Annotated in this window: 19 protein-coding genes; 3 read left to right on the top strand and 16 right to left on the bottom strand. The window is 64.1% G+C overall.

The window, feature by feature from the left end:
• Window positions 1–53: 53 nt before the first annotated feature.
• From murC to mraZ, 11 genes are all read right to left on the bottom strand, one after another.
• Window positions 54–1,643 (bottom strand): UDP-N-acetylmuramate--L-alanine ligase, encoded by a 1,590-nt coding sequence (gene murC / locus MMB49_RS02980; protein WP_047271725.1) that lies wholly within the window; start codon window positions 1,641–1,643, stop codon window positions 54–56.
• A gap of 70 nt (window positions 1,644–1,713) precedes the next feature.
• Window positions 1,714–2,883, bottom strand: coding sequence for a UDP-N-acetylglucosamine--N-acetylmuramyl-(pentapeptide) pyrophosphoryl-undecaprenol N-acetylglucosamine transferase (locus MMB49_RS02975; protein ID WP_013363242.1), 1,170 nt, complete (start codon window positions 2,881–2,883; stop codon window positions 1,714–1,716).
• 125 nt (window positions 2,884–3,008) lie between these two features.
• Window positions 3,009–4,343 (bottom strand): putative peptidoglycan glycosyltransferase FtsW, encoded by a 1,335-nt coding sequence (locus MMB49_RS02970; protein WP_047271724.1) that lies wholly within the window; start codon window positions 4,341–4,343, stop codon window positions 3,009–3,011.
• Window positions 4,333–5,763 (bottom strand): UDP-N-acetylmuramoyl-L-alanine--D-glutamate ligase, encoded by a 1,431-nt coding sequence (gene murD, locus MMB49_RS02965; RefSeq protein ID WP_047271722.1) that lies wholly within the window; start codon window positions 5,761–5,763, stop codon window positions 4,333–4,335. The genes MMB49_RS02970 and murD overlap by 11 nt, the downstream gene beginning before the upstream one ends.
• 110 nt (window positions 5,764–5,873) lie before the next feature.
• Window positions 5,874–6,980 carry a phospho-N-acetylmuramoyl-pentapeptide-transferase gene (gene mraY, locus MMB49_RS02960; protein WP_003817007.1) on the bottom strand — a complete coding sequence of 369 codons (1,107 nt, stop codon included), beginning with the start codon at window positions 6,978–6,980 and terminating at the stop codon, window positions 5,874–5,876.
• A 17-nt stretch (window positions 6,981–6,997) separates the two neighbouring features.
• The gene (locus tag MMB49_RS02955) at window positions 6,998–8,539 is read right to left on the bottom strand and encodes a UDP-N-acetylmuramoyl-tripeptide--D-alanyl-D-alanine ligase (RefSeq protein WP_047272031.1); all 1,542 of its coding nucleotides are present in this window, start codon (window positions 8,537–8,539) and stop codon (window positions 6,998–7,000) included.
• 14 nt (window positions 8,540–8,553) lie between these two features.
• Window positions 8,554–9,582 (bottom strand): hypothetical protein, encoded by a 1,029-nt coding sequence (locus tag MMB49_RS02950; RefSeq protein ID WP_003817002.1) that lies wholly within the window; start codon window positions 9,580–9,582, stop codon window positions 8,554–8,556.
• Window positions 9,583–9,644: 62 nt separating this feature from the next.
• Window positions 9,645–11,459, bottom strand: a complete 1,815-nt coding sequence (locus MMB49_RS02945; RefSeq protein ID WP_047271720.1) for a peptidoglycan D,D-transpeptidase FtsI family protein — start codon at window positions 11,457–11,459, stop codon at window positions 9,645–9,647.
• Window positions 11,456–11,926: a hypothetical protein gene (locus MMB49_RS02940; RefSeq protein WP_047271717.1), complete on the bottom strand. Its 471-nt coding sequence runs from the start codon at window positions 11,924–11,926 to the stop codon at window positions 11,456–11,458. The genes MMB49_RS02945 and MMB49_RS02940 overlap by 4 nt, the downstream gene beginning before the upstream one ends.
• Window positions 11,926–13,038 (bottom strand): 16S rRNA (cytosine(1402)-N(4))-methyltransferase RsmH, encoded by a 1,113-nt coding sequence (gene rsmH / locus MMB49_RS02935; protein WP_047271715.1) that lies wholly within the window; start codon window positions 13,036–13,038, stop codon window positions 11,926–11,928. The genes MMB49_RS02940 and rsmH overlap by 1 nt, the downstream gene beginning before the upstream one ends.
• Window positions 13,038–13,487 (bottom strand): division/cell wall cluster transcriptional repressor MraZ, encoded by a 450-nt coding sequence (mraZ, locus tag MMB49_RS02930; RefSeq protein WP_014759999.1) that lies wholly within the window; start codon window positions 13,485–13,487, stop codon window positions 13,038–13,040. The genes rsmH and mraZ overlap by 1 nt, the downstream gene beginning before the upstream one ends.
• Before the next feature lie 274 nt (window positions 13,488–13,761).
• Here mraZ and MMB49_RS02925 point away from each other — a divergent pair, with 274 nt between their 5' ends.
• Entirely contained in the window at window positions 13,762–16,041 is a 2,280-nt protein-coding gene (locus MMB49_RS02925; protein ID WP_047271713.1) for a HelD family protein, read from the top strand.
• 10 nt (window positions 16,042–16,051) lie between these two features.
• The gene (serA, locus tag MMB49_RS02920) at window positions 16,052–17,251 is read left to right on the top strand and encodes a phosphoglycerate dehydrogenase (protein WP_047271711.1); all 1,200 of its coding nucleotides are present in this window, start codon (window positions 16,052–16,054) and stop codon (window positions 17,249–17,251) included.
• Window positions 17,252–17,430: 179 nt separating this feature from the next.
• Here serA and nrdR read toward each other — a convergent pair whose 3' ends face one another.
• Window positions 17,431–17,898: a transcriptional regulator NrdR gene (gene nrdR, locus MMB49_RS02915; RefSeq protein WP_047271708.1), complete on the bottom strand. Its 468-nt coding sequence runs from the start codon at window positions 17,896–17,898 to the stop codon at window positions 17,431–17,433.
• A gap of 143 nt (window positions 17,899–18,041) precedes the next feature.
• The gene (locus MMB49_RS02910; protein ID WP_229940934.1) at window positions 18,042–18,539 is read right to left on the bottom strand and encodes a LysM peptidoglycan-binding domain-containing protein; all 498 of its coding nucleotides are present in this window, start codon (window positions 18,537–18,539) and stop codon (window positions 18,042–18,044) included.
• Between the two features lie 134 nt (window positions 18,540–18,673).
• Between MMB49_RS02910 and lexA the strand changes: the two genes are divergently transcribed.
• A complete protein-coding gene (lexA, locus tag MMB49_RS02905; protein ID WP_003812299.1) occupies window positions 18,674–19,390 on the top strand; it encodes a transcriptional repressor LexA in 717 nt (238 codons plus the stop codon).
• A 129-nt stretch (window positions 19,391–19,519) separates the two neighbouring features.
• On the opposite strand, the gene MMB49_RS02900 is transcribed toward lexA, so the two are convergent.
• From MMB49_RS02900 to hflX, 3 genes are all read right to left on the bottom strand, one after another.
• On the bottom strand, window positions 19,520–20,458 hold the full coding sequence (locus MMB49_RS02900; protein WP_047271706.1) for a cation diffusion facilitator family transporter: 939 nt from the start codon (window positions 20,456–20,458) through the stop codon (window positions 19,520–19,522).
• A 375-nt stretch (window positions 20,459–20,833) separates the two neighbouring features.
• Window positions 20,834–21,796: an L-lactate dehydrogenase gene (locus tag MMB49_RS02895; RefSeq protein WP_003812295.1), complete on the bottom strand. Its 963-nt coding sequence runs from the start codon at window positions 21,794–21,796 to the stop codon at window positions 20,834–20,836.
• A gap of 191 nt (window positions 21,797–21,987) precedes the next feature.
• On the bottom strand, window positions 21,988–23,490 hold the full coding sequence (gene hflX, locus MMB49_RS02890; protein ID WP_003812294.1) for a GTPase HflX: 1,503 nt from the start codon (window positions 23,488–23,490) through the stop codon (window positions 21,988–21,990).
• Window positions 23,491–23,602 lie beyond the last annotated feature (112 nt).

The raw sequence follows: 23,602 nt of genomic DNA, 5'->3' as shown, positions 1-23,602 counted from the left end.
TTGCCCGGCCTCACGACCGGCATCGCCATGTGAGGAAACGACCCGCCGTGCCATCAGCGGTCACCGAGATTGTGCCGGGCCCCCAGTGCGTGCAGGATCACCGCGCCCATGGCGGTAATATCCCCCGCGCCGACGGTGAATACCACGTCCGTGGGACGGCAGCGCATCGCCAGCATCTGAGCCGCCACCTGCATGTCGTCGACCGCGCTGATCCACGTCCCGTCGCCCTGCGCCGAAGCGTGCGGCACGTCCTGCGCGGCATCGACGATGGTCATGGCGGAAACGTCCGGGAAGTCCCGCTGCAGTTCGCGTGCGGGGAAGATGCCGGTGACGATGACGTCATCGGCCTTGGACAGCGCCTCGGCGAACTCGTGGGCGAACGTACGCGTGCGCGAGAACAGGTGCGGCTGGAACAGCACCCGGATGACGGAACGCGGGTACCGGCGCCGGGCGGCGTCGAGCAGCGCGCTGATCTCCGTGGGATGATGCGCGTAATCGTCGACCACCGTCACGCCGTTCTCCTCGCCGCGCACCTGGAACCGGCGCGAGGCTCCGAGGAACGTCGAGGCGGTCTGGGCTGCGGCCCCGGGTGTCACGCCCAGCAGCATCGCGGCCAGGATGGCCGCGGTCGCGTTGCGCGCGTTGTGCATGCCTGGGATGGCGAGGCTGACCGGCAACGCCAGATCGGCGTCGCCACAGCCGCAGACCGACGCGAGCGACGCCGGCACATGGACGGTGAAGGTCTCCCGGCCGCTGTCGGCGCTCTCATGCTCGGCATCGATGCGCACCAGCGTGGCGCCGCGCATGTCCCCGATCTGGTCGGCATCCTTGGTGGCGTACACGATCGTTCGACGGGCCACGGACGGGTCGAGGTCGCGCAGCACGGCCACGGCACCCTCGTCATCGCCCGTCATGACGACATGTCCGCTTGCATGCCCCGCATGGTCGACGAACGCGGCGCAGTAATGCGCCTCGTCGCCATAATGGTCGAGATGGTCTGCGAGCGCGTTCGTGATCACCGCGATCGAGGGACGGTACTTGCAGAAGCTGCCGTCGGATTCGTCCGCCTCCGCGACCAATACGTCGCCGCGTCCGGCATGCCCACCGTCCAGTACCGCTCCCCCGGGTGCCTGGATGGTGCCGCCGATGGCGTAGCTGGGATCGGCCAGCTTCCCGGTTCCGGCATGGACGAGGATGTGGGATAGCAGCGAACTTGTCGTGGTCTTGCCATGCGCTCCGGCGACGGTGACCGCCCGGCGGCCGTTCATCAGCAACGCCAGGATGTCGCTGCGATGCACGATGCGGATGCCCCGCTCGTGCGCCGCGACGATTTCGGGGTTGTCGGGCTTTATGGCGCTGGAGTACACCACGGTGTCGGCGCCACGCACGTTGTCGGCCTGCTGGCCGATTTCGACGGTGATGCCGAGGGATCGCAGCCGTTCGGTCTTCGAGCCTTCCTCACGGTCGGAACCGTCGACGTCGACGCCACGCTCATGGAGCATTTCGGCGAGCACGCTCATACCGGCGCCACCGATGCCGATGAAATGGGTCCTTCCCAGTTGCAACACCGTCGCGTCGGGCGCGAACGCGACCCTCATCGGGTCGAGGACGATAGGGGTGGCATTGGTTTGCGCTTCAGACACTGCAGATTCTCCTTGATGATTCATGCTGGTCACCATTATGGTCATACCCGACGCCAATCAGAGCGCCGCATTACGCCAGTTCAAGCACGCGACGGGCCATGGTGTCGGCGGCGTCGCGAATGCCGTACTCCCATGCCTTGTCGCCCAGCTCGCGCAGCCGGTCCGGTTCGGCGAGCAGCGACGGCACATGGGACTGCACCCACTGCGCGGTGAAATCCTTGTCGGCCACCATCAGCCCGCCGCCGGCCTTGACCACGGGAAGCGCGTTGAACCGCTGCTCCCCGTTGCCGATCGGCAACGGGACATACACCGCAGGCAGGCCCAGGGCGGCGAGCTCGGACACCGATCCCGCCCCGGACCGGCAAATCACCAGGTCGGCGCATGCGAACGCCAGATCGATGCGTTCCAGATATTCGGCCGCATGATAGTCGCCCTTGCCGTATGAATCAGGGCCCACACCGGTGAAGACCCCGGCATCGGCGCGCTCTCCCACCAACGAGCGCACTTCGTCGATCTTGCCCTTGCCGGTCAGATGGACGACCTGCGCGTGTTCGAGCAGCACCGCGGCACTGGATGCCACCGCCCTGTTCAGGCTGACCGCGCCCAGCGACCCTCCGGTGACCAGCACCATGGGACGCGCCGGGTCGATGCCCATCGCCTCGGCCCCCGACTGGCGCACGGACGCGCGATCGGACGCGAACTGCGCCGCGAGCGTGCTGATCGCCGGCCGCAACGGCAGCCCGACGCGCTCCATACGGCACCCGGATCCCGGCTTGAGGCCGGTGTTCTCGTACGCCGTACCGATGAACGCAGCGTAACGCGCGCCGAGCTTGTTGGCCATGCCGGCTCGGGCGTTCTGCTCATGGATGACGACGGGTATGCCCATCCTGTGCGCCGCGGAATACACCGGAGCCGAGGCATAGCCGCCGAATCCGACCACGACGTCCGCGTGACGCGAACGCAGGATATCGCGGACCTTGCGGGTCTCGCGCATCCACTTGGCCGGAAACTGGAGCGCGGCCTTGTTGGGGCGCCGCGGGAACGGGACCTTTTCGATGGTGTCCAGCTCATAGCCGGCGCGGGGAACAAGGTCGTGCTCCAGTCCTACGGCCGTGCCGATGATGCTGATGGAAGCCTCGGGCCGGATACGGCGAATCGCATCCGCCACGGCCAGCAACGGGTTGACATGACCGGCGGTGCCGCCGCCTGCCAGAACGATATGCACAGGTGATGAACTCATAATCTCCGAGCTTAGCGTGAGTGATGAAAAAACGCGGCTTCGTCAAGCCGACTTTGACATATTTCGTCCTGTTGGAAGGGCCTTATGGCCACCCCAGCTGGCTTCGCCGACAGCCCCGCCTCCGGTCAGGCGCGGGACGAATCGGCCTTGATCTGAGGTTGGGCGCGCATGAGCGAGGCGGCCACGCCGGCCGCCGCCAGACACATGATCAGGGACGACCCGCCCGCCGAGACGAACGGCATCGGCACGCCCATGACGGGGAAAACCCCGACCACGACGCCGATGTTGATCAGCGCCTGCCCGACAAGCCATACGGTGATGCACAGCAGGCTGACCGATGCGTAACGGTCCGCGGTCTGCAGGGCCACGCTGATCATGCATCCTCCCAGCACCACGAACAGTATGATGACGATGGCCGCTCCGATGAAACCGGTCTCCTCGCCGATGATGGCGAAGATGAAATCATTGTGCGCCTCCGGCAGATAGTTCCATTTCTCGCGGGAGTTGCCCAAGCCTACCCCGAACAGACCGCCTTCGGCCAAGGCGTATTTCGCGTGTATCGACTGGTAGCAGACCTTTTGGGCATCGGTGCCGCTGCACTCCTGGTACGCGGCCAGAACGCGGTTCAGCCTGTTCGGACTGTATGCAATCAATCCCACGATGCCGATGATGCCCAGGGCGGCAAAGGCCGCAAGGACCTTGCCTGGATATCCTCCCAGAAGAAACGCGACGAATCCGATGAACAGGACGATCATGGCCGTGCCCAGATCCTTGCCCAGCATCACGAATCCCAGGCACAGGAGATACAGAACCGTCAGGGGGGCGTATGCCCGCAACTTGCCGATCTTACCGCTGTGTTTCTTCGCCCAGTGCAGGGCCGCCGGAAGCCATATGCACAAGGCGAGCTTCATCACCTCGGCCGGCTGCATCGTGAACACGCCGCGCTTGCCGATCCAGCCGGCATTGCCGTTGACCTCGACGCCGAGCGGCGTGAACGTCAGTAGCTGCAGCAGCATCGCGAATAACACCACGGCGAAGCTGAAACGCCTGTACATACGAGCCGGAAGGCACATGAAAACCACGCCCACGACCAGACCCATCACGCAGTACATGCCCTGGCTGATGGCCTGCGAGAACGGCGATCGGCCGGCGGAGACCATCGACACGGTGGAACTGGAGAACACCATGATCACGCCGAAGCCGGTGAGCACCACAACGGCGGCCCGGAAGCCGTGATAGCACCACAGCGGGTTGAGCAGGCTGCGCAGTCCGGTGAACCTGCCGAGCCGTTGGGCGTCACGCTCTTCGACCCGCCGAGCTTCGGCCAGTCGGGAGGCGGACGAATCCTGCCCCGTGCGTCTGCCCGTGCCAGTGCCCGCGCCCGCGGAACCAGCATCCGACCGCGAAGGCTGGCCGGATCTTACGGAGCGGGTGCGTCGCCGCGGATCGTCACTTGCCATGCTGCGTCACCCATCGTGAGGACTCCCGCGCGAACTGGGTGCCGCGGTCCGCGTAGGAGACGAACTGGTCCATGGAGGCGCAGGCGGGTGCCATCAGCACCACGTCACCTGTGCCGGCGTATGCGCCTGCGGCATCGACCGCGCGCGCCATCACCGTGTCCGAGGGCTCGGACTCGATCACAGTAAGAGGAATGCCGGGTGCGCTGGCGGCGAACGCCTCAAGCATCGGCTTCTGGTCCTTGCCGATGATGACGGCCGCCTTAATCGTATGCGCCTGATCCGCCACGAGCTGTTCAAAACGGCTTCCCTTGGCGAGTCCTCCGGCGATCCACACCACGCTCTTGGGGGCGAAGCTGCTCAGCGATGCCCGCGCCGCGTGGGCGTTCGTCGCCTTCGAATCGTCGATGAAGCGTATCGAGCCGCCGTCGCCCGTCGTCGCCGTCGCCACCGTCTGGATGCGATGGCCGCCGGGGGCGAACGCCTTCAGCGCAGCCAACGCCTTATCGAGGTCCACGCCCATTCCCAGCGCCAACGCCAGCGCGGTCATCGCGTCGGCGAGCAGGTGCGGGTACACGGTGCCGTCCGGCTCACACAGGTGGGGGAACTCCTGGACCGGCGCCAGGCGGGTCTCATCGCCGAATGCGCCGCCGGCCACGCCACTGCGGTCGACGATCCAGCCGTCGTCCACGCCGATCTGGCCGGGCTGGGGAACGCCGAGCGTGAATCCGATGCGCCGGCATCCCTCGGCGGTATGCGCCGCCGAGGCGAGCGCGCTGACGCGCCGGTCGTCGGCGTTGAACACCAGGGCGCGCCTGACGTTGCGAAACACCTTCGACTTGTCGGCGGCGTACGCTTCGATGCCGCCATGCCAGTCGAGATGGTCGTCGGCGATGTTCGTGATCGCCGCGCAATCCAGCGCCAGCGAATCGGTGAAATGCAGCTGGAACGAGCTGAGCTCCACGCACAGCGCGTCGTTGTCCGGATCGACCGCGGCGTGGGACACCGCCTTGCCGATGTTGCCGACCGCCGGTGCAACGAGGCCATCGGCGCACAGCATGGCCGAGGTCATCTCGGTCGTGGACGTCTTGCCGTTCGTGCCGGTGATGCCCACCCACGGGGCGGGGCGGCCGGTGCGGACGCTGTCCACGCGCAGCCGCCACGCGAGCTCGACCTCGCTGTACACGGGGATGCCTCGGCGTTGGGCTTCGAGGATGAACGGCGTGCGCGGGTTGAACACCGGCGACGTCATGACGATGTCGGCCGAATCCCAGTCGATGTCGTCGAACGAATGCAGGTCGGCCTCCGGCTTATGCTCGTCCACGCCGATTACCCGCGCTGCGCGGGAACGCAGCACTTCCATCATGCTGCGGCCGGATATACCCAGACCGGCCACCAGAACGGTCTTGTCACTGAGATCCATATCGTCTCCCTTGTCATTGCGCCGCCGAACCGGCGGACGCTCTCATGCGAACCTGCCTATACCGCGGCGGTCACGCCACGCTGTGCGGCGCGGAGCCGTCACGGTACCGTTCAGACAAACAGCAACCCGGATCGGGACACCCAATCGACGTAGAACATCATCAGGCCCACGATCATGAACAGGAACTCGATCATCCAGAAGCGCACGACGACCTTTGATTCGCTCCACCCGAGAAGCTCGAAATGATGGTGGATCGGCGCCATCTTGAACACGCGCTTGTGCGTGAGCTTGAACGAGGTGACCTGGATGATGTCGCTCATCACCTCGATTACGTACAGGCCGCCGATGATGATGGCGAGGAATTCGGTGTGTGTGGCGATGGACAGCGCGGCGAACAGGCCGCCGAGCGCCAGCGAACCGGTGTCGCCCATGAAGATCGTCGCCGGGTTCGAGTTGTACCACAGGAATCCGAAGCAGGCGACGGCCGCGCAGCAGGCGATGATGGTCAGGTCGAGCGGATCGGACACCGCATACGAGAACCCTTCGTGCGTGCCGCCCTTGATATGGTAGCTTTCCCAGAACGCGATGATGGCGTATCCGGCGAACGCGATCATCGACGAACCGGATGCCAGGCCGTCAAGGCCGTCGGTCAGGTTGACCGCGTTCGTCCACGCGGTCATGAGGAAATTCACCCAGATGACGAATATGATCGCGGCGACCACGCCGCCGGCGAACCGGAAGTCGAAGAACGGCTTCTCAATGAAGCTCATGCCTGCCTGAGCGCTGGGGAACCCCGATTTGGTGGGGATGATCAGCGCGAGAACCGCGTAGATCGTGGCGAAGATGAACTGGCCGATGAACTTGGCATGCACCGACAGGCCCAGATTCTGTTTTTTGCGCACCTTGGCGAAGTCGTCGATGAAGCCGAGCAGGCCCATCGACAGCATCGCGAACAGCACAAGCATCGCGGACAGGGAGGGAACCGCTCCCGAGCGGACGTAACGGTACAGTGCCGACGCCCCCCATCCGAGCACGATCGCCAGCACGATTGCTACGCCGCCCATGGTCGGGGTGCCGCGCTTGACCAGATGCGACTTCGGCCCGTCCTGACGGATGTACTGCCCGTAGTGCAGCCGATGCACCAGATGGATCAGCATCGGCGTGCCCGCGATGGTCACCAGAAGCGAGACCAGAATGCCAATGATTAACGCGATCAACTCAGATTCCCCGCTTCCTATTCGTGGTCGGACGGCTGTCCGTCCGCTGTCGTCCATCGTTGCGCCAGGGCGCTCAGGCCCGAGGCGTGTGACCCCTTCAGCAGCACAACCGTGTCGTCATGGTCTCCGGCAAGAGCTCGGACCAAGGTGTCGGCCTGATCGATGTCGTGAACCCAATGCACCTCCGGCGTGTTGCCGTCACTGTCGTCACGCCGCTTCCGCGCGCCCTTCGCAAGGGCGGAAGCCAGCGCGTCGAAATGCTCGTCATCGTTGCCCACCGCGATGACGGCGTCGATGGGCAGGCCGGCCGCGTACTCGCCGATGCCCTCATGCAGCGCGGACTCGTCACCGCCCAGCTCCAGCATCGCTCCCAGCACCGCGATACGGTACGGGTCTGCATCGGAACGCCACCGGGCGAGCCCGTCGAGACCGGCTCGCATGGAGTCGGGGTTGGCGTTGAATGAATCATCGATCAGCGTGAAAGACATCCCGCCGCGCCGGACCGTGGACACCGCCATGCGGTGCGGGCTGATGCGGGACTGACGCGACAGCGTCTCGGCGATCGACTGCAGCGGCACGCCCAGCAGGTGGGCGACGCTCGCCGCGGCGAGGGCGTTCATCACGTTGTGCGTGCCGCGAATCGCCAGTTGCACATGGGCGGTTCCGCCATCGGCCCGTTCCAAGGTGAACGAGGGGCGGTCGCCGTCGTCGGTCCGCACGTCGCTGGCGAACAGTGCGTCCGACTTCCCGGATGCGGCGTTGCCGGCGCTGGCTTCGGCGTTGTCGCCGGCCATGCCGAACCAGAATACGTGTCCTTGCGGCGCCAGGGGGGCCATCGCCGCCACATGGGCGTCGTCGGCGTTGAGCACCGCCAGCCCATCGGGAACCAGCCCCTGGACGATCTCGCTTTTCGCCTGCGCGATGCGCTCGACGGAGCCGAATTCGCCGAGATGGGCGCATCCGACCTTGAGCACGACGGCGATGTCCGGAGGGGCGATCGTGGTCAGGCGCGTAATCTCGCCGACATGGCTCGCTCCCATCTCGGCGACGAAGAAGCGCGTGTCCCGGCCGACCTTCAACGCGGTCAGAGGAAGGCCGATCTCGTTGTTGAACGAGCCGACGGGCGCCACGGTGGGGCCGAGCGTGGACAGCAGGGCGGCCATGAGGTCCTTGGTGGTGGTCTTGCCCACCGAGCCGGTGATGCCGATCAGGGTGAACGGCGTTCCGACCGCACGCCGCACAGCGATGTTCGCCTTCGCGAGCAGGCCCAGCGCGTCGACCGTATCGGGAACGACTATCTGCGCCACCGGCGCGTCCACTTCATGTTGTACGAGCGCCACGACCGCGCCGGATTCACCGGCGCGAGCGACGAAATCATGACCGTCCACACGCTCGCCGGCGATCGCCACGAACACGGAGCCCTCACGGACCTGGCGCGAATCGCTGACCGCCGACGTGGCCAGTGCATTGGCTCCGTCTTCGACGCCGTCGCCCGTCTGCGGGACGATCAGCCTGCCTTGGACCGCCTCGGCCACCTGCCGAACGGTCATAGGCATCATCGTTGCCTCTGCGTTCATGCCTTGTTTTCCTCTCCATGAGCCAATTCGTGAGATACGCGCAGCGCACTGCGAATGTTGTTTCTGCGAATCCCCGCCGCCATAACCATGGCAATGGCGAGCGACAATTCACGGATACTGTCGCGGTCCGAGGCGAACGGGGCCTGCGCCGCGAGCAGGTCGGATTGCGCGTCGGCACGGGCGACGTGGGTCTGCTCGTCGACCTCGAAGCCGAAGCCCGCCCCCAGCTGCCGCGCCTGTGCGAGATCGTCCCGGGCGTCGCCAGCCGACCCGGCGGGCTCCTCCCCGCTCGCCCACTGCCCGGACGGAGATGCCGCTTCGCCGCCTTCGCCAGCACGCGAATCCTCGCCGGTGCCACTCGGCGTCGGCTGGCGCAGGTCTCGTGCCGAGTCCAGGCCGATGACGTCGACGTTCACGCTGGTCAGCGCATCGGATTTGAGTGTACGGTCGTTGAGCGCGAACACCATCGCCGCCGCGCCGTCCTCCGCGCAGACCGACAGCGTCTGCTGCACGTCGAGTATCGACAGCGGGTAGGTCAGGTCGAGCTCGCGCTCCAGCGACGTCGAGCCGGATGATTTCACGACGCCGACAGGATTGCCCAGCATGTGCAGGAAATCCGCTACGCATGACGCGTACCGTTCACTGCGTTTCGGGTCATCCGAGCCAACCACGAAAATGGCGAGTGCGTTGGACGGGGTGCCCGCGATGTCGCTGGCGATGTCGCCCAGCTGCCGTGACGTCAGGCGCGCGCGCAGTAGTGGCATCTGCGCGGGGCCGTCCTCGTGCTTCATCGACGGGGGGACCAGCGCAGCGTACGCGCCGCGGGCCCGGGCCTCCTCCAGCCGCTTGACGTCCACGCTCTGCGCGGGAACATACAGGGATCCGGGAGCCACGGAATCGACGTCGTCCGCGATGGATGTGACGGTGACGCCCGAAGCGAAGTCCGGGTCGAGTTCCAGCCCGTACGTGTCGGCCAGATATCCCAACGTCATCCGCCGCGCGACGGCTTCACTGACTGCGCTCATCGCTTCCGCCTTTCTTCCGTATGTTCCTTGTCGACGCCCCGCCGGATTTCCGGCGCGGCCCCTTACCAGTCCACTGCAATAGCATCGTTGCGCGGGCTGGAGGTCGGCACGTTGTACTTCTGCATAAGGAATTCACCAATCTTGGCGAACACCGGGCCAGCCGTCATGCCGCCGTAGGTGCCCTGCGGGTCCTTCATGATCACGGTGATGGCGAAGCGCGGGTTGTCCGCCGGGATCATTCCGGCGAAATCGGCGACGATCGAGGTCAGCCGGCCGTCGCTTCCCGCGACCTCGGCGGTACCGGTCTTCGCCGCGATGCGGTATCCCTTGACGTTCACCACCTTGCTGTATCCCTCGGCCACGGATTCCATGGCGTTCTTGACCTGGTCGGCGACCGACTCGTCGATGACGCGCGTGGAAGAGCCCTCCTGCGGCGTCTCCACCGTGCCGTCGGCGTGGGTGACCGACTTGATCAGCGACTGCTGCTTGCGCACGCCCTTGTTGCCGATGGTCGCGACGACGTTGGTCAGCTGGAGCGCGTTCACGGAGTATCCCTGGCCGAACAGGATCGTGTTGCTGGTTCGCCCGTCCCACGATTCCGGCGTGCCGAGCTGCCCGCGCGACTCGCCCGGGATGGACATGCCGCTGGACTGGCCGATGCCGAACTTCGTGAGGTACTCGTACCGCTGCTTCTTCGTGTACTGCGACGAAGCCATGACCACGCCCACGTTCGAGGAGTTCTTGATGATGCCGGCCAGAGTCCAGTGCTCGTCGCCGTGCACGGACGAGTCATGGTATTCCTGCCCGTCCTTGGTGTACGAATAGGGAACAGTGAACTTGTCGGTCGCCTTGTGCAGCCCGGTCTGCAGCAGTCCGGACATCGTGATGACCTTGCCCACCGAGCCCGGTTCGAAGCTTTCGCTGACGGCGCGAGACGCGTTCAGCTTGGCCTGGTCGCTACCCGCCTGGTATTCGTCGGTGTCCTCCAGGGCCAGTATCTCGCCGGTCTGGATGTCCTGGACCACCGCCATGGCCCACGTCGCCTTGGTCTTCTTCTGGCCTTCCAGCAGCGCCTGCTTGACGTACCAGTCGACGTCATGGTCCAGCGTCAGCGCCACGTCGGAGCCGTTCACGGCCTCTTGGGAACCGGTCAGCGTGCCGGGGATCTCCTCGCCGCCGTTACCTTGCTGGTAGATGACGTAACCGTCCGTGCCGGTCAGCGCGGAGTTCTCCATGCTTTCCACTCCGGCGACGCCCTTGCCGGAATCGTCCACGCCGCCGAGCAGCGCGCCGAGCTGGGTGCCGTTGGCGTAGATGCGCTGGCTGCTCAACTCGCCATAGACCACGCCACCCAGATTCAGGTCGTCGATGGCCCGCTTGACCGTCGGCGTCACGTCCTTCTTCAGGATCATGTACCGGCTGGTGCCGGTCAGTTTGGCGCCGAGCGTCTTCGCGTCCATCTTCAGCACGGGTGCCAGCAGACGGGCCACGCCCGCGGATCCCTTGACCCCGACCGGCTTGCCGTTGACCTTGTGGCAGAATCCGGCCTGCTTCGCCTTCTGCGTGTCGCAGTCGATCGTCTCGAACTGCGAGGCCGCCCACGGGTCGGCGATGATCGTGTATCGCTCGACGCTCTGCGCCAGCACGGTGCCGTTCGTGTCGGTGATCTTGCCGCGCATCGAGTGGACGATCACCTTCTTGGTCCGGGCCTGGGTCGCCGCCTGTGCGGCCATCTGGCCGTCTATCAGCTGGATGGAGGCCAGCTTGAACAGGCATGCGGAGGCGACCATCGCGAGTATGACGCCGATGGAGATGCACTGGAAGAGGAACTTGCGGCATCTGGCGAACCGTATCATTGCGGTTATTCGGCCGATCATTGAGCGGACCCCTTACTGGGTTTGTACCCGTTGAGATCGATGGTGACGGAATCCTGCTGGGGCACCATGCCCATCTTCTGCGCCTTGTCGGGCAGCGACGAGATCAGCTCGTCAAGTTTCGCCTGATCGTCCTGCACGTCCTGGGTGAGCATGTTGATGTTTTTTTGCACCGTGTTGGATTCGAAGGAGTTCTGAACCATCTGCGTGCGCAGCATCAGGGTTATCAGCAGCGTGGCGACCAGGAAGACGATGGCGACCGTGACGTGGATCAGTGACGCGCCGCGCGCCTGGGTCCAGGCGATGATACGGGCCAGGCTGCCGGTGGACCGGGAGCCGTTGCGCTGGGAGGAGCCGTCGATGACGTGCAGCTGCGGGCGAGCGGCGGGGCGTGCGGCGTCATCCGAGCCGCGCCCCGCCGGTGCCGCGGGCGCCGCGTTGGAGCGGGCGGTTCGCAATGTCGAGGCCATCATCCCCTCCTTCTCGATGTCGTGTTTCGTGCCGTCATGTCGTCATGTCTGCCGCGGCCGCCGTGTCTGCCGCGGTTTTCACCCGCGTCCCGGGCCGACTCATGGTCCCGGGCGACTTGCGCGTCGTGCCGGAAGCGCTGGCGCCAGCGCGCAGGCAGGGCCCTGACCAGCTCGACGCCGCGCAGGCGCACCGACGCCGACCTGGGATTGGCTGCGATCTCATCCGGCCCGGCCTGGACGGCGCCGCGCGTCAGCGGCGCGAAGAACGGCTGCGCGTCGTCGGGGATGACCGGCATGTCGGCCGGCGCGTCCACGCGCAGTCCTTCGTTCATGAACGACTTCACCGTCTTGTCTTCCAATGAGTGATACGACTCGACCACCAGGCGGCCGTTCGGGGCGAGCCGGCAGGCTATCTGCGGCAGGGTGCCGGCGAGCTTGTCCAGTTCGCCGTTCACTTCGATGCGCAATGCCTGGAACACGCGCTTGGCGGGGTTTCCTGCGGGACGGTGCGCCTGCGGCACCACCTCGTCGACGAGCCTGTTGAGCTGGGCGGACGTCGTCAGAGGTTCCTGCGCGCGACGGCGCACGATCTCGCGGGCGATCTGGCGGGAGAACCGTTCCTCCCCGTATGCGCGGAATATGCGTACCAGCTCGCGCTCGGGGTACTCGGCCAGGACGCGTTGCGCGGTCAGGGGCTGGCTGACGTCCATGCGCATGTCGAGCGGCGCGTCGTGCGCGTAGGAGAAGCCGCGGTCCGTCTCATCGATCTGCAGGCTCGACAGCCCCAGATCCATGAACACCGCATTCACCCGATCGATGCCCTGGTCGTCAAGCACTTGGCCGAACGCGTCGAATGCGGCGTGGACAGGTATGAAGCGGTCCGAAAGTCCTTCCCCGGCGATGCGCTCGGTGGCCATGGCGAGTGCTTCCGCATCCCGGTCGATGCCCAGCACGCGGGCCTGCGGCGCGGCTTTGAGGAAGGCGATGGTGTGGCCGGCCAGACCGAGCGTGCAGTCGACCGCAATGGATCCGGGGTCCTGCAACGCCGGGGCGACCAGCGACACGCACTGCTCAAGCAGTACTGGCTGGTGAATCGAAGCATAATCAGTCATCAGAATCCCACCACCGGAAGCACGTCGTCGGCTATGTCGGCATAGCCTTGTTCCTTCTCGTTCAGATATCGTTCCCAAGCCTCGCGGTTCCAGATCTCGGCGCGGGTGCCCACGCCTATCACCACGATGTCGTCGCCGAGGTTCGCGTAGTCGCGCAGCATCTGCGGTACCAGCACTCGTCCCTGCTTGTCCGGGTCTTGGTCGACGGCTCCGGACAGGAACACGCGCAGGTAGTCGCGTGCGGCCTTGTCACCCATCGACGTGTGCTGGATCTGGATGGCGATGCGACGGAACTCCGATTGCGGCAGGAGGTAGACGCACCGTTCCTGACCGCGCGCCATGACGAGTCCCGCGCCAAGCTGGGAACGGAGCTTGGCGGGCAGGGCCATGCGGCCCTTCGCGTCGATTTTCGGGGTGTACGTGCCCAGCAACAGCGGGGGCAGAGCCATCGGCTCCGGCTGTGCGGAGGGGTTCGTAGCGTTCTGGACTTGCGAGTCGTCTGCCAACGTTCCACCTCCTAACCGTGAATCCGGATACACCAATCCACCACTGTACCCCACTTCTCACCACAAATCCCCACGAAATGGTTTTTCCACATAGTTTTAATGCGTATCCTCCACAACCGCTTCGGAGCGCCGTTGCGGCAGGACACATCCACACGGCTTCGTATTGCCCTTGCGCTACATTTGAATGCCTGAGTTTTCACCGAGAGAACGGACATCAATGCCGGGATTATCAACGCAACTGCACGAGGAACAGCAAGCGGTCGACCGCGCATACGCCCGCTTGGACGCCCTGCGATCGCAGACGCGCACGCGATTGGATACGGTACGTGCGGCCGGCTCGCACGGGTCCCCCACCCAGCGCACGGAACGCGACTCGTTCGCCACCATGTACGAGGACCGGCTCACCCAGCTGCGCGCCATGGAAGACCGTCTGGTGTTCGGCCGACTCGATGACGTGAAAAGCGAGCGCCGGTACATAGGCCGCATCGGCCTGTCCAGCGAGAACCACGAGCCGATACTGACCGACTGGCGCGCCGAGGCGGCCCGCCCGTTCTACGAGGCGACGCCATCCAACCACGGCGACATCGTCATGCGCCGCCATATCACACTGAACTTCCGCGATGTCATCGGCATCGAGGACGAGGTGCTCGACGTCCATTCCGAGCAGGTGGACAAGGCCTCGAAGGCCGGGACGCTCACCGGCGAAGGCGCCCTGCTGGCATCGCTCAGTTCGCGCCGAACCGGCAAGATGACGGACATCGTCGCCACGATCCAGGCGGAGCAGGACCGCATCATCCGCTCAGATCTCAACAGGGCTCTGGTGGTGCAGGGCGGGCCCGGCACCGGCAAGACCGCGGTCGCGCTGCACCGCGCCGCATACCTGCTGTACACGCACCGGCGCAAGCTGGAGCGCTCCGGCGTGCTGGTCATCGGCCCGAGCACGACGTTCCTGCGCTACATCGACCAGGTGCTGCCCTCGCTCGGCGAGACGGGCGTCGTCAGCCGCACCATCGCCGACCTCATCCCAGGCATCAAGGCGACCGCGACGGACACGCCGCTCGCCGCCAAGCTCAAGGGAGACCGTCGCATGGCGCAGGTCGTGGCCAACGCCATCGCGCTGCGCGAACGGGTTCCGCAGGACCTGCCCACCGTGCACGTGAACGGCTTCGCGGTCCGCATGCTCGACACCGATGTCAGGGCGGCCATCGACCAGGCGAAGCGCACGCGCCAGCCGCACAACAAGGCGCGGGAGACCTTCGTGCGGACCATGCTGATGGCGCTTCGGGACCGTTACGCCGAGCAGCTGGACTATACGCCGTCCGACGACGAGCTGAACGAGGCGCTGACGAACCTTCGCCTGAACGACAAGGTGAGGGTCGCGCTGAACCTCGCGTGGCTGCCGATGAACGGCACGTGGCTGATCGACAACCTGTGGTCCCATCCGCTCCGTCTTCGCGCGCTCGCGCCGTGGCTTGACGACGACGGCATCGCCGCGCTCACCCGCCCCAAGGGCGCCCCGATGACGCAATCGGACGTGCCGCTGCTGGACGAGGCCATGGAGCTTCTGGGGCCCGACCCCAAGATCGCGGCGCAGATCGCCGCCAAGAACGCGAAGCGCGCCCAGGAGGAGCAGTTCGCGCAGGACACCCTGAACTCGGTAGGTCTCGGGTCGGGCATCGTCTCCTCGCAGATGCTGGTCGACCAGATGAACGGCGAGGGCGGCGAGTTCATCGCACAGCGTGCCGCGGCCGACCGCGAGTGGACATACGGGCATGTGGTCGTCGACGAGGCTCAGGAACTGACCGCGATGGACTGGCGCATGCTGATCCGCCGGTGCCCGTCGCGCTCGTTCACCATCGTCGGCGACGTGGCTCAGACATCTGCGCTCGGCGGCACGCGCCGCTGGGACCGCACGATGAACCGGCTGTTCGGCGAGCGGCAGTGGGATCTCAACGAGCTGACCATCAACTACCGCAATCCGCAGGAGGTTTCGGACCTGGCCTCGGACTTCGCGCAGAAGGCGGGACTGTATATCTCGACGGTCAACGCCGTGCGCACGATACCGGACGCCGTGCGCAGGATCATCGTCGACGGCGAATCCGACACGATCGCGACCGCGGCATCGCATGTCGCGCAGCTAGCCAAGCAGTTCGTGGATGCGGACGGAACCGGTCGCGTAGCGGTCATCGCCCCCGCCCACATGCTCGACCCGCTCCGATCCACTATCTTTTCAACGCTTCCGGGTACGCTGGGACAGCAAGAGACGAACCGGCTGTCCGAGCAGCACGAGTGGGACGCGCAGATCAGCGTCGGTTCCACGGAGTCGGTCAAGGGACTTGAATTCGACGCCGTAGTGGTCGTACAGCCAGGACGTATCGAGCAGGATGCTCCCTCGCGTCTGGTGGCGGCTTCGGATCTCTACGTGGCTATGACCAGACCGACGCAGCGATTGGTTATAGTGCGGACAGGGGAAGACGAAACGGCTTTGCAGCTATAAGGTAGGTACCATGGCAAAAGCTCTGTTATTGGAAAACATTCACCCGGATGCGGCGCAATCGCTGCGCGATCACGGTTTCGAAGTGGAGACGCGCAAGGGCGCCCTGGGCGAGAAGGAACTCATCGAGGCGCTTGACGGCGTGAGCCTGCTCGGCATACGGTCCAAGACGCCCGTGACCGCAGCGGTCATCGACGCTTGCCCGTCCCTGACCGCGGTCGGATGCTTCTGCATCGGCACCAATCAGGTGGATCTCGATTATGCGGGCAAGCATGGCATCGGCGTGTTCAACGCCCCGTATTCCAACACCCGTTCCGTGGTGGAACTGGTGATCTGCGACATCATCTGCCTGATGCGCCGCATTCCCGCCCACACGCATCACATGCGTCATGGCTTGTGGGACAAGTCCGCTTCCGGCTCGCATGAGGTTCGCGGCAAGACCTTGGGCATCATCGGATACGGCAATATCGGCTCGCAGTTGTCCGTGCTGGCGGAGGCTCTGGGCATGCGCGTCGTGTTCTACGATATCGAGGAGAAGCTGGCGATGGGCAACGCCCACCGTTGCGAGACCCTTGACGAATTGCTGGAGCAGTCCGATGCGGTGACCCTGCATGTGGACGGCCGCAAGTCCAACACTGGCTTCTTCGGCGAGGACCAGTTCGCCCGCATGAAGCAGAATGCCATTTTCATCAACCTGTCCCGCGGCTTCGTCGCCGACCTGGACGCGTTGAAGCGTCATCTGGATTCCGGTCATCTTTCCGGCGCCGCGGTCGACGTGTTCCCCGTCGAGCCGAAGAAGAGCGGCGATCCGTTCGACACCGATCTCGCCGACGAGGACAACATGATTCTCACCCCGCATATCGGCGGCTCGACGCTTGAGGCGCAGAAGTCAATCGGTCATTTCGTCTCGCAGCGACTTGAGGACTACTGGGACAAGGGGTCGACCATGCTTTCGGTCAACCTTCCCCAGGTGACGTTGGGGCCGTGCAAGAGCGCTGCTCGAATCGCGCATCTGCATGCCAACCTGCCGGGCGTTCTCGCCCGCGTCAACCATGTGCTGGGCGAGGAGAACATCAACATCGCTGCGCAGTCTCTCGGAACCGAGGGCGAACTCGGCTACGTGGTCACTGACGTATCGCAGAAGCCCAGCCAGACCACGCTGGACGCGCTCAGCCACATCGAAGGCACGATTCGCATGCGCGTGATCAGCTGAACAAGCCGGTCATCGGTTTTCCACACGGCCCCTTCCGCTGTTCGATCACGGAAGGGGCCGGTCGCATATCAGGCGTCACATGTCGACGTCGGCATCGACATCAACATTGATTCGTGTCAGTGCAGTTTCGACCAGCACAGTTCCGCTTCAGCACTGCTTCACTTCAGCACCGTTCCGTTTCAGTGCTGTTCCGCTTCGGTGTGCTTTTCCTTGCGCAGATCGTCTATGGCTCGCTGGAAGTCCTCAAGACCATCGAAATTCTGATACACGCTGGCGAATCGCAGGTAGGCGACCTCATCGAGCTCCCGTAGAGGAGCCAATATCGCCTTGCCGACATCGTCCGAATCGACTTCGGCAAGCCCCCTCGCCCTCAGATCCTCTTCGACGCGCTGACCGAGTGTGCGTAGATCGTCTTCGTTGATGGGCCGTCCCTGACAGGCCTTCCTCACGCCGGACACCACCTTCTTGCGGTCGAACGGCTCTACGTTTCCGGAACGCTTGCGCACCAACAACATGGTGCTTTCCACGGTGGTGAAGCGTTTGTGGCATATCTGACACACACGCCTGCGACGAATCGAGAACCCGTCATCACTGATTCTCGTATCGATGACCTTGGTATCGGAATTCTGACAATAAGGACAATGCATGACCTCAGAATATCGTAAGCGTTGACAAAGCCCCTTCCCCATGTCAACGGTCACATCCGAATCCGGAAGCGGCCGGCGGAAAATTCCGAAGAAGCGATTCGAAAAAGCACTCATGGGGACGCACCGCTCCGAATTCGCCGGAATCAGACAATCGGCACCTTGAGCTGCTGCCCCACCTGCAACGAGACACCATCGAGATGGTTGAGCGATATCAGATCATCGATGGTGTCGCGCACATCGCCCCCATCAGGAGTGATGGCCGAGGCATATGACCACAAGGTGTCCCCCGGCTGCACGGTATAGCTGTACACTGCGGAGGGATCCGGCGCCGACCGGGCGACCTGCGGCATCAGCAGGCCGATCATGCACAGGCACAGCAGGGCGCCCATCATCGAGAACACGATCTTGCCGCGAAGAGTCAAACACATGGTCGAATGACCCTTCTTCGCCATGCGAACACCATGCTCATCGCACACTCCGATAATCACCCGGGAATCACGCCGTCGCGCATCGGAAGAATCCATATTCCTCGAAAACGTTGGAACATCGCTGTTTCTGACATCGAACGCCACATCGCGCATCGCATCATGACGACTCGATGCACACTGGAGCCCCGCTGCCTCAATCATTTGTTCCATCATGTCGCCCTCCTTCTCGAACTCATGTTTCATAGAACAACTGTACTCATAGTGACACAGCGGTTCGACAAAAGCAACACGCCATATCGAACGAATGTTTGTTTTCATGGAACAAATCACGCTATGATTGAACGAAGATGAAAGGAGTCGACGTGAGCACACCAGCACCCACCTCGAAAAACGCCACGCGGCAACGCGATGACGCCCTGACCGAAAGGCAGCATCTGGTGCTTGATGCCATACGCAAGCACATTGCGGAACAGGGATTCGCTCCGTCCTTCCGAGAAATCGGCGAAGCTGTCGGGCTGAAGAGCCCGTCATCGGTCAAGCATCAGCTTCATGCGCTGGAGCGCAAGGGCTATCTTCATATCAGCGCCAACAAGGGCCGCGCCATCGAGTTGTATGATTCCGGCACGGACTCGCAAACCGCCACGGTACTCCCCTTCCCCGGGGACACGGAGGCCAGCGAGTCGATTCTCGCATCCCGTGACGTCCCGCTGGTCGGGCGCATCGCCGCCGGCGTCCCGATCACCGCCGAACAGCACATCGATGATGTCATGCGGCTACCGCAACGGCTTACGGGCAGCGGCAAACTGTTCATGCTCGAAGTGCACGGCGACTCGATGATCGACGCCGCCATCTGCGACGGCGACTACGTGGTCATACGCGAACAGCCGTCCGCAGTCAACGGCGACATCGTCGCCGCGTTGCTCGACGACGAGGCCACGATCAAGACGTTCCGCAAGGACAATGGCCACATCTGGCTGATACCGCATAACCCCGCATACTCCCCCATCGATGGCACCCACGCGCAGATCATGGGCAAGGTCGTCAGCGTGCTGCGTCGACTCTGACCGCAGCCAACCGTCCCGGACCTTGCAACTCAATACACTCTCGATACGACGGATGGGTTGGGTAATCGCCCGATTTCAGGCAATCACCCAACCCATTGTCGTATCAAGCCGCGCAATGCGGCGTCCCATTCAGGAGTGCAGCTGTTCGGCGCTGGGCGAACGGTACCCCTGCGGTTCGAGCTGGAACGTGGTGTGGGGAATCGAGACGGGGAAATGTTCGCGCAGACAGTCCTGCAGTTGGCTGAGCACATTCGCCGCCTGATCCATGCTCATGCCGGGTTCCACCACGACATGCGCCATGAGCATGGGCATGCCGGTGGACACGGTGCTCGCATGCAGATCATGGACGGCCACGACGTGAGGGATATTCTCCAGATGCGTACGTACTTCGTCGAGATTCAATCCGTCCGGGGTCTCCTCCAGCAGCACTTTCAGCGCATTGCGCAACAGCTTCACCGCACGTGGAATCATCAGCAGCGCGATCAGGCCGCCGGCGATGGCATCGAAGCCATCCCACCCGGTGAGCATCATGACCACGGCCGACGCTATGACCGCCACCGAGCCCAGGGCATCATTCACCACTTCGAGGAACGCGGCTTTCATGTTCATGTTGTCGTTATGCTGCCCGGCGAGGATGATGATCGAGCCGACATTGGCAGCCAGACCCAGAATGCCGAAGAACAGCAGCAGCCCACTGTCCGCCACATGTTCGGCGGATCCTCCGAACAGTCGCATCCCCGCCTCGATCAGCGCATACAATCCGACGAACAGCAGGATCATCGCTCCCGCCTCCGCGGTCAGCACCTCAAGCCGGGCCCAACCCCAGGTGCGGGAGCTGTTGGGCTTTCGACGCATAAGCACCGCCGTCACCGTCGATGCAATCAGCACCGACATGTCCGTGAGCATATGCCCGGCATCCACCAGCAATGCCAGTGATCCGGTGATGATGGCGCCGACGATCTCCGCCACGAACACCGTGCCGGTCAAGGTCAGCGTCATCATAAGCCGTCGCTGGTGCGCCTTGCTGCCGCGCGTCACCTCGTTCACCGTTCCATGCGTGTGCGGCATAGTGTACCTCTCCTTCTGCCTGCTATGTGAAACTGTTTCCTACAATCATTTTCAATAGCCCTAGAACGACGAAAACCTCGGCCGAAGCCGAGGTTTTCAAACAACAGGGTTCACTATACACCGAATCGAACGGCGCGCCGACGTTCTCTGTGAGCAGATGCGGGCGAATACCAGGACGAGGAGGACCCCCCTGCCGATAAACAAAAACCACCCCCAGTCTCGCTTCACTCGATGGCCTTCCCGCCGGGGGGGGGGGCAAGATGAGAGCACCGCCGGCTCTTGGCCGACAGCCGCGCCAGCATGGCAAGGCGCGAAGCAAGACTGAGGGCGGTTCATGCGCCGATCTGCACCGGCGCACCGTCAATCAATCCGATATCAGAAGCCGAACTGGGCAGCGGTTTCCTTCAGCGTCTCAGCGGAGCGCTTCAGGGCGGCAAGCTCGCGGTCGGAGACAGGGGTGTTGATGGCGGTGTTGACGCCCTTACGGTTGAGCAGCGTCGGCACGGACATGCACACGTCGGAAATGCCGTGGAAGTCCTTCAGCATGGAGCTGACGGGCAGGATGCGGTTGGAGTCGCGCAGGATGGCCTCGATGATGTCGACGCCGGACATGGCGATGGCGTAGTTGGTGGCGCCCTTGCCGTTGATGATCTTGTAGGCGGCGTTCTTGACTTCCTGGTGGATCTCCTCGCGCTTGGCGGCATCGAGCGGCTCGTGACCGGGCAGCGGGGTCCAGTCGCACATGGGGACGCCACCGATGGTGGCGGAGGCCCACAGCGGGACTTCGGAGTCACCGTGCTCGCCGGCGATGTAGGCGTGCACGTTCTTGACGTTGACGCCGGTCTGCTGGGCGATCAGGAAGCGCAGACGAGCGGAGTCCAGGTTGGTGCCGGAACCGAAGATCTGGTTGGTCGGCAGGTCGGACAGCTTCTGGCACACGTGCGTGACGACGTCCACCGGGTTGGTGATGAGCATGTAGATGGCGTTCGGGGCGACCTTCATCATGTTCGGGATGATGGACTTCATGATGTTGATGGTCGCGCCGGCGAGGTCGAGGCGGGACTGGCCGGGCTTCTGACGGGCACCTGCGGTGATGACGACCATGTCGGCGTCACGGCAGATCTCAGGGTCATCGGAACCGTCGATGGAGACGGTGGGGTAGAAGCTGGAGCCGTGCTGCATGTCGAGGACTTCGGCTTCGACGTGCTCCTTGGCGATGTCTTCGAGGACGATCTGACGGGCGACACCGCGCTGGGCGGCGGCGAAGGCGAGCGTGGAACCGACTGCGCCGGCACCGACGATGGCGAGCTTTGTGGGCTTAATGGGTGAATCCACCATGTTTGCTAGACCTCTCTTAGCACAGTGCCCCGTGTTTGGCGGGGTTCATTTTGACAACACACTTACTGTATCTACACATGATGACGTTTGCGCTGATTGCCGTAGTCATTATCGCCCCGAAGGCAAGGTGATTTGCGTCACATTGTTGTGAACGCTCACAGACATTGCGTCAGCGGCAATGGGTAGAACACTCAATCGACATCATGCTCGGCATCGATGTGATCGCTGCCATCACCGTCCGTCTCATCGATCGCCCTATCGACGATCTGGGCGGCGAGTCGGCGGTCCACATCCGCCTCGATCCATATGCCATCGGCGCGATAGTCGACGGAATCGACGTTGCCGTATTCGCGCACGTGCGACAGCAGCGAACCGGCGTCGTAGGGCAGCAGCGCAGACACGTGCACGCCCGGAACGGGCAGCATCGATTCGATGCGCCGCAGCAGGTCGTCAAGGCCCTCTCCCGTGGCGGCGGACACCAGACTCGCCTCCGGTTCGAGCGCCGCCAGCCGCTCGCGTGTGGCCGCATCGATTCGGTCGATCTTGTTGAACACGACGACGCGCGGTATCTCCTCGGCCCCTTCGATGTCGGCGAGCACGTCGTTGACGGCGTCAATCTGCGAGAACGGGTCGGGGTGCGAACCGTCGACCACATGTAGGATGATGTCGGCTTCGGCGACCTCCTCCAACGTGGATTTGAACGCCTCGATCAGCTGGGTCGGCAGGTTTCGCACGAAGCCGACGGTGTCGACGTAGGCATACAGTCGCCCGTCCTTGGCCCGGGCTCGACGCACCGCAGTGTCGAGCGTGGCGAACAGGGCGTTCTCGACCAGCTCCGCGGAACCGGTGAGACGATTCGTCAGTGAGGATTTGCCGGCGTTCGTATATCCGACAACGGCGATGGTCGGCAGCCCGTACCGTCGACGCGAACCGCGCTTGACCTCACGGGCCGGGGCCATCTGCGCGATCTGGCGCCGCAATCTGGCTATCCGGCTCCGGATGACGCGACGGTCCATCTCGATCTTCGTCTCGCCCGGGCCTCGCGATCCGATGCCCGCGTCGGCCCCGGCCGCACGGCCGCCCGCCTGACGCGACAGCGACCCGCCCCAACCGCGCAGACGCGGCAGCATGTATTCAAGCTGCGCGAGCTCCACCTGTGCCTTGCCTTCACGGCTGGTGGCGTGCTGGGCGAAGATGTCGAGTATCACCGCGGTGCGATCCACCACCTTGACCTTGGTGGCATCCTCCAGCGCACGCCGCTGGCTGGGCGGCAGATCATCGTCGACGACGATGGTGTCAGCCTCGTTCACGGCGACGATGTCGGCCAGCTCGCGGGCCTTGCCCGAACCCACGTATGTGGCGGAGTCGGGCTTGTACCGATGCTGCAGCAGACCATCGCACACCACCGCTCCGGCGGTCTCGGCCAGTGCGGCGAGCTCGCGAAGCGACTCCTCGGCCTGAGCCGCGGTGGTGGTCATGCTGGACCACACGCCCACCAGCACCACACGCTCAAGGCGGACCTTGCGGTATTCGACTTCGGTGACGTCCTGCAGCTCCCCGAGACCCGCGACATGCTTGAGCTGGTTGCGGGATTCGCGCTCCTCCCACTCCTCGGCGTCCCGTTGCCCGACGTGCCCATCGCCGTTCTCGTCCAGCAGGACGTCCGACTGGTCGGCCAGCACACCGGTCAGCACCGGCTCTTCCTGTTCGCCCGGCTGACCGGCCTGATTCGCATCAACGGTATTCTGTTGGCTCAATGGCACCTCTGCTGTCACTCATGCTCTCTGCTCGTCATCCGCCACTCGG

This window comes from Bifidobacterium sp. SKU (genome assembly GCF_026016405.1).
GTDB classification, from domain to species: domain Bacteria; phylum Actinomycetota; class Actinomycetes; order Actinomycetales; family Bifidobacteriaceae; genus Bifidobacterium; species Bifidobacterium bifidum.
Note: the sequence above shows the minus strand (reverse complement) of the source record. Positions and strands in the feature narration are given on the sequence as shown.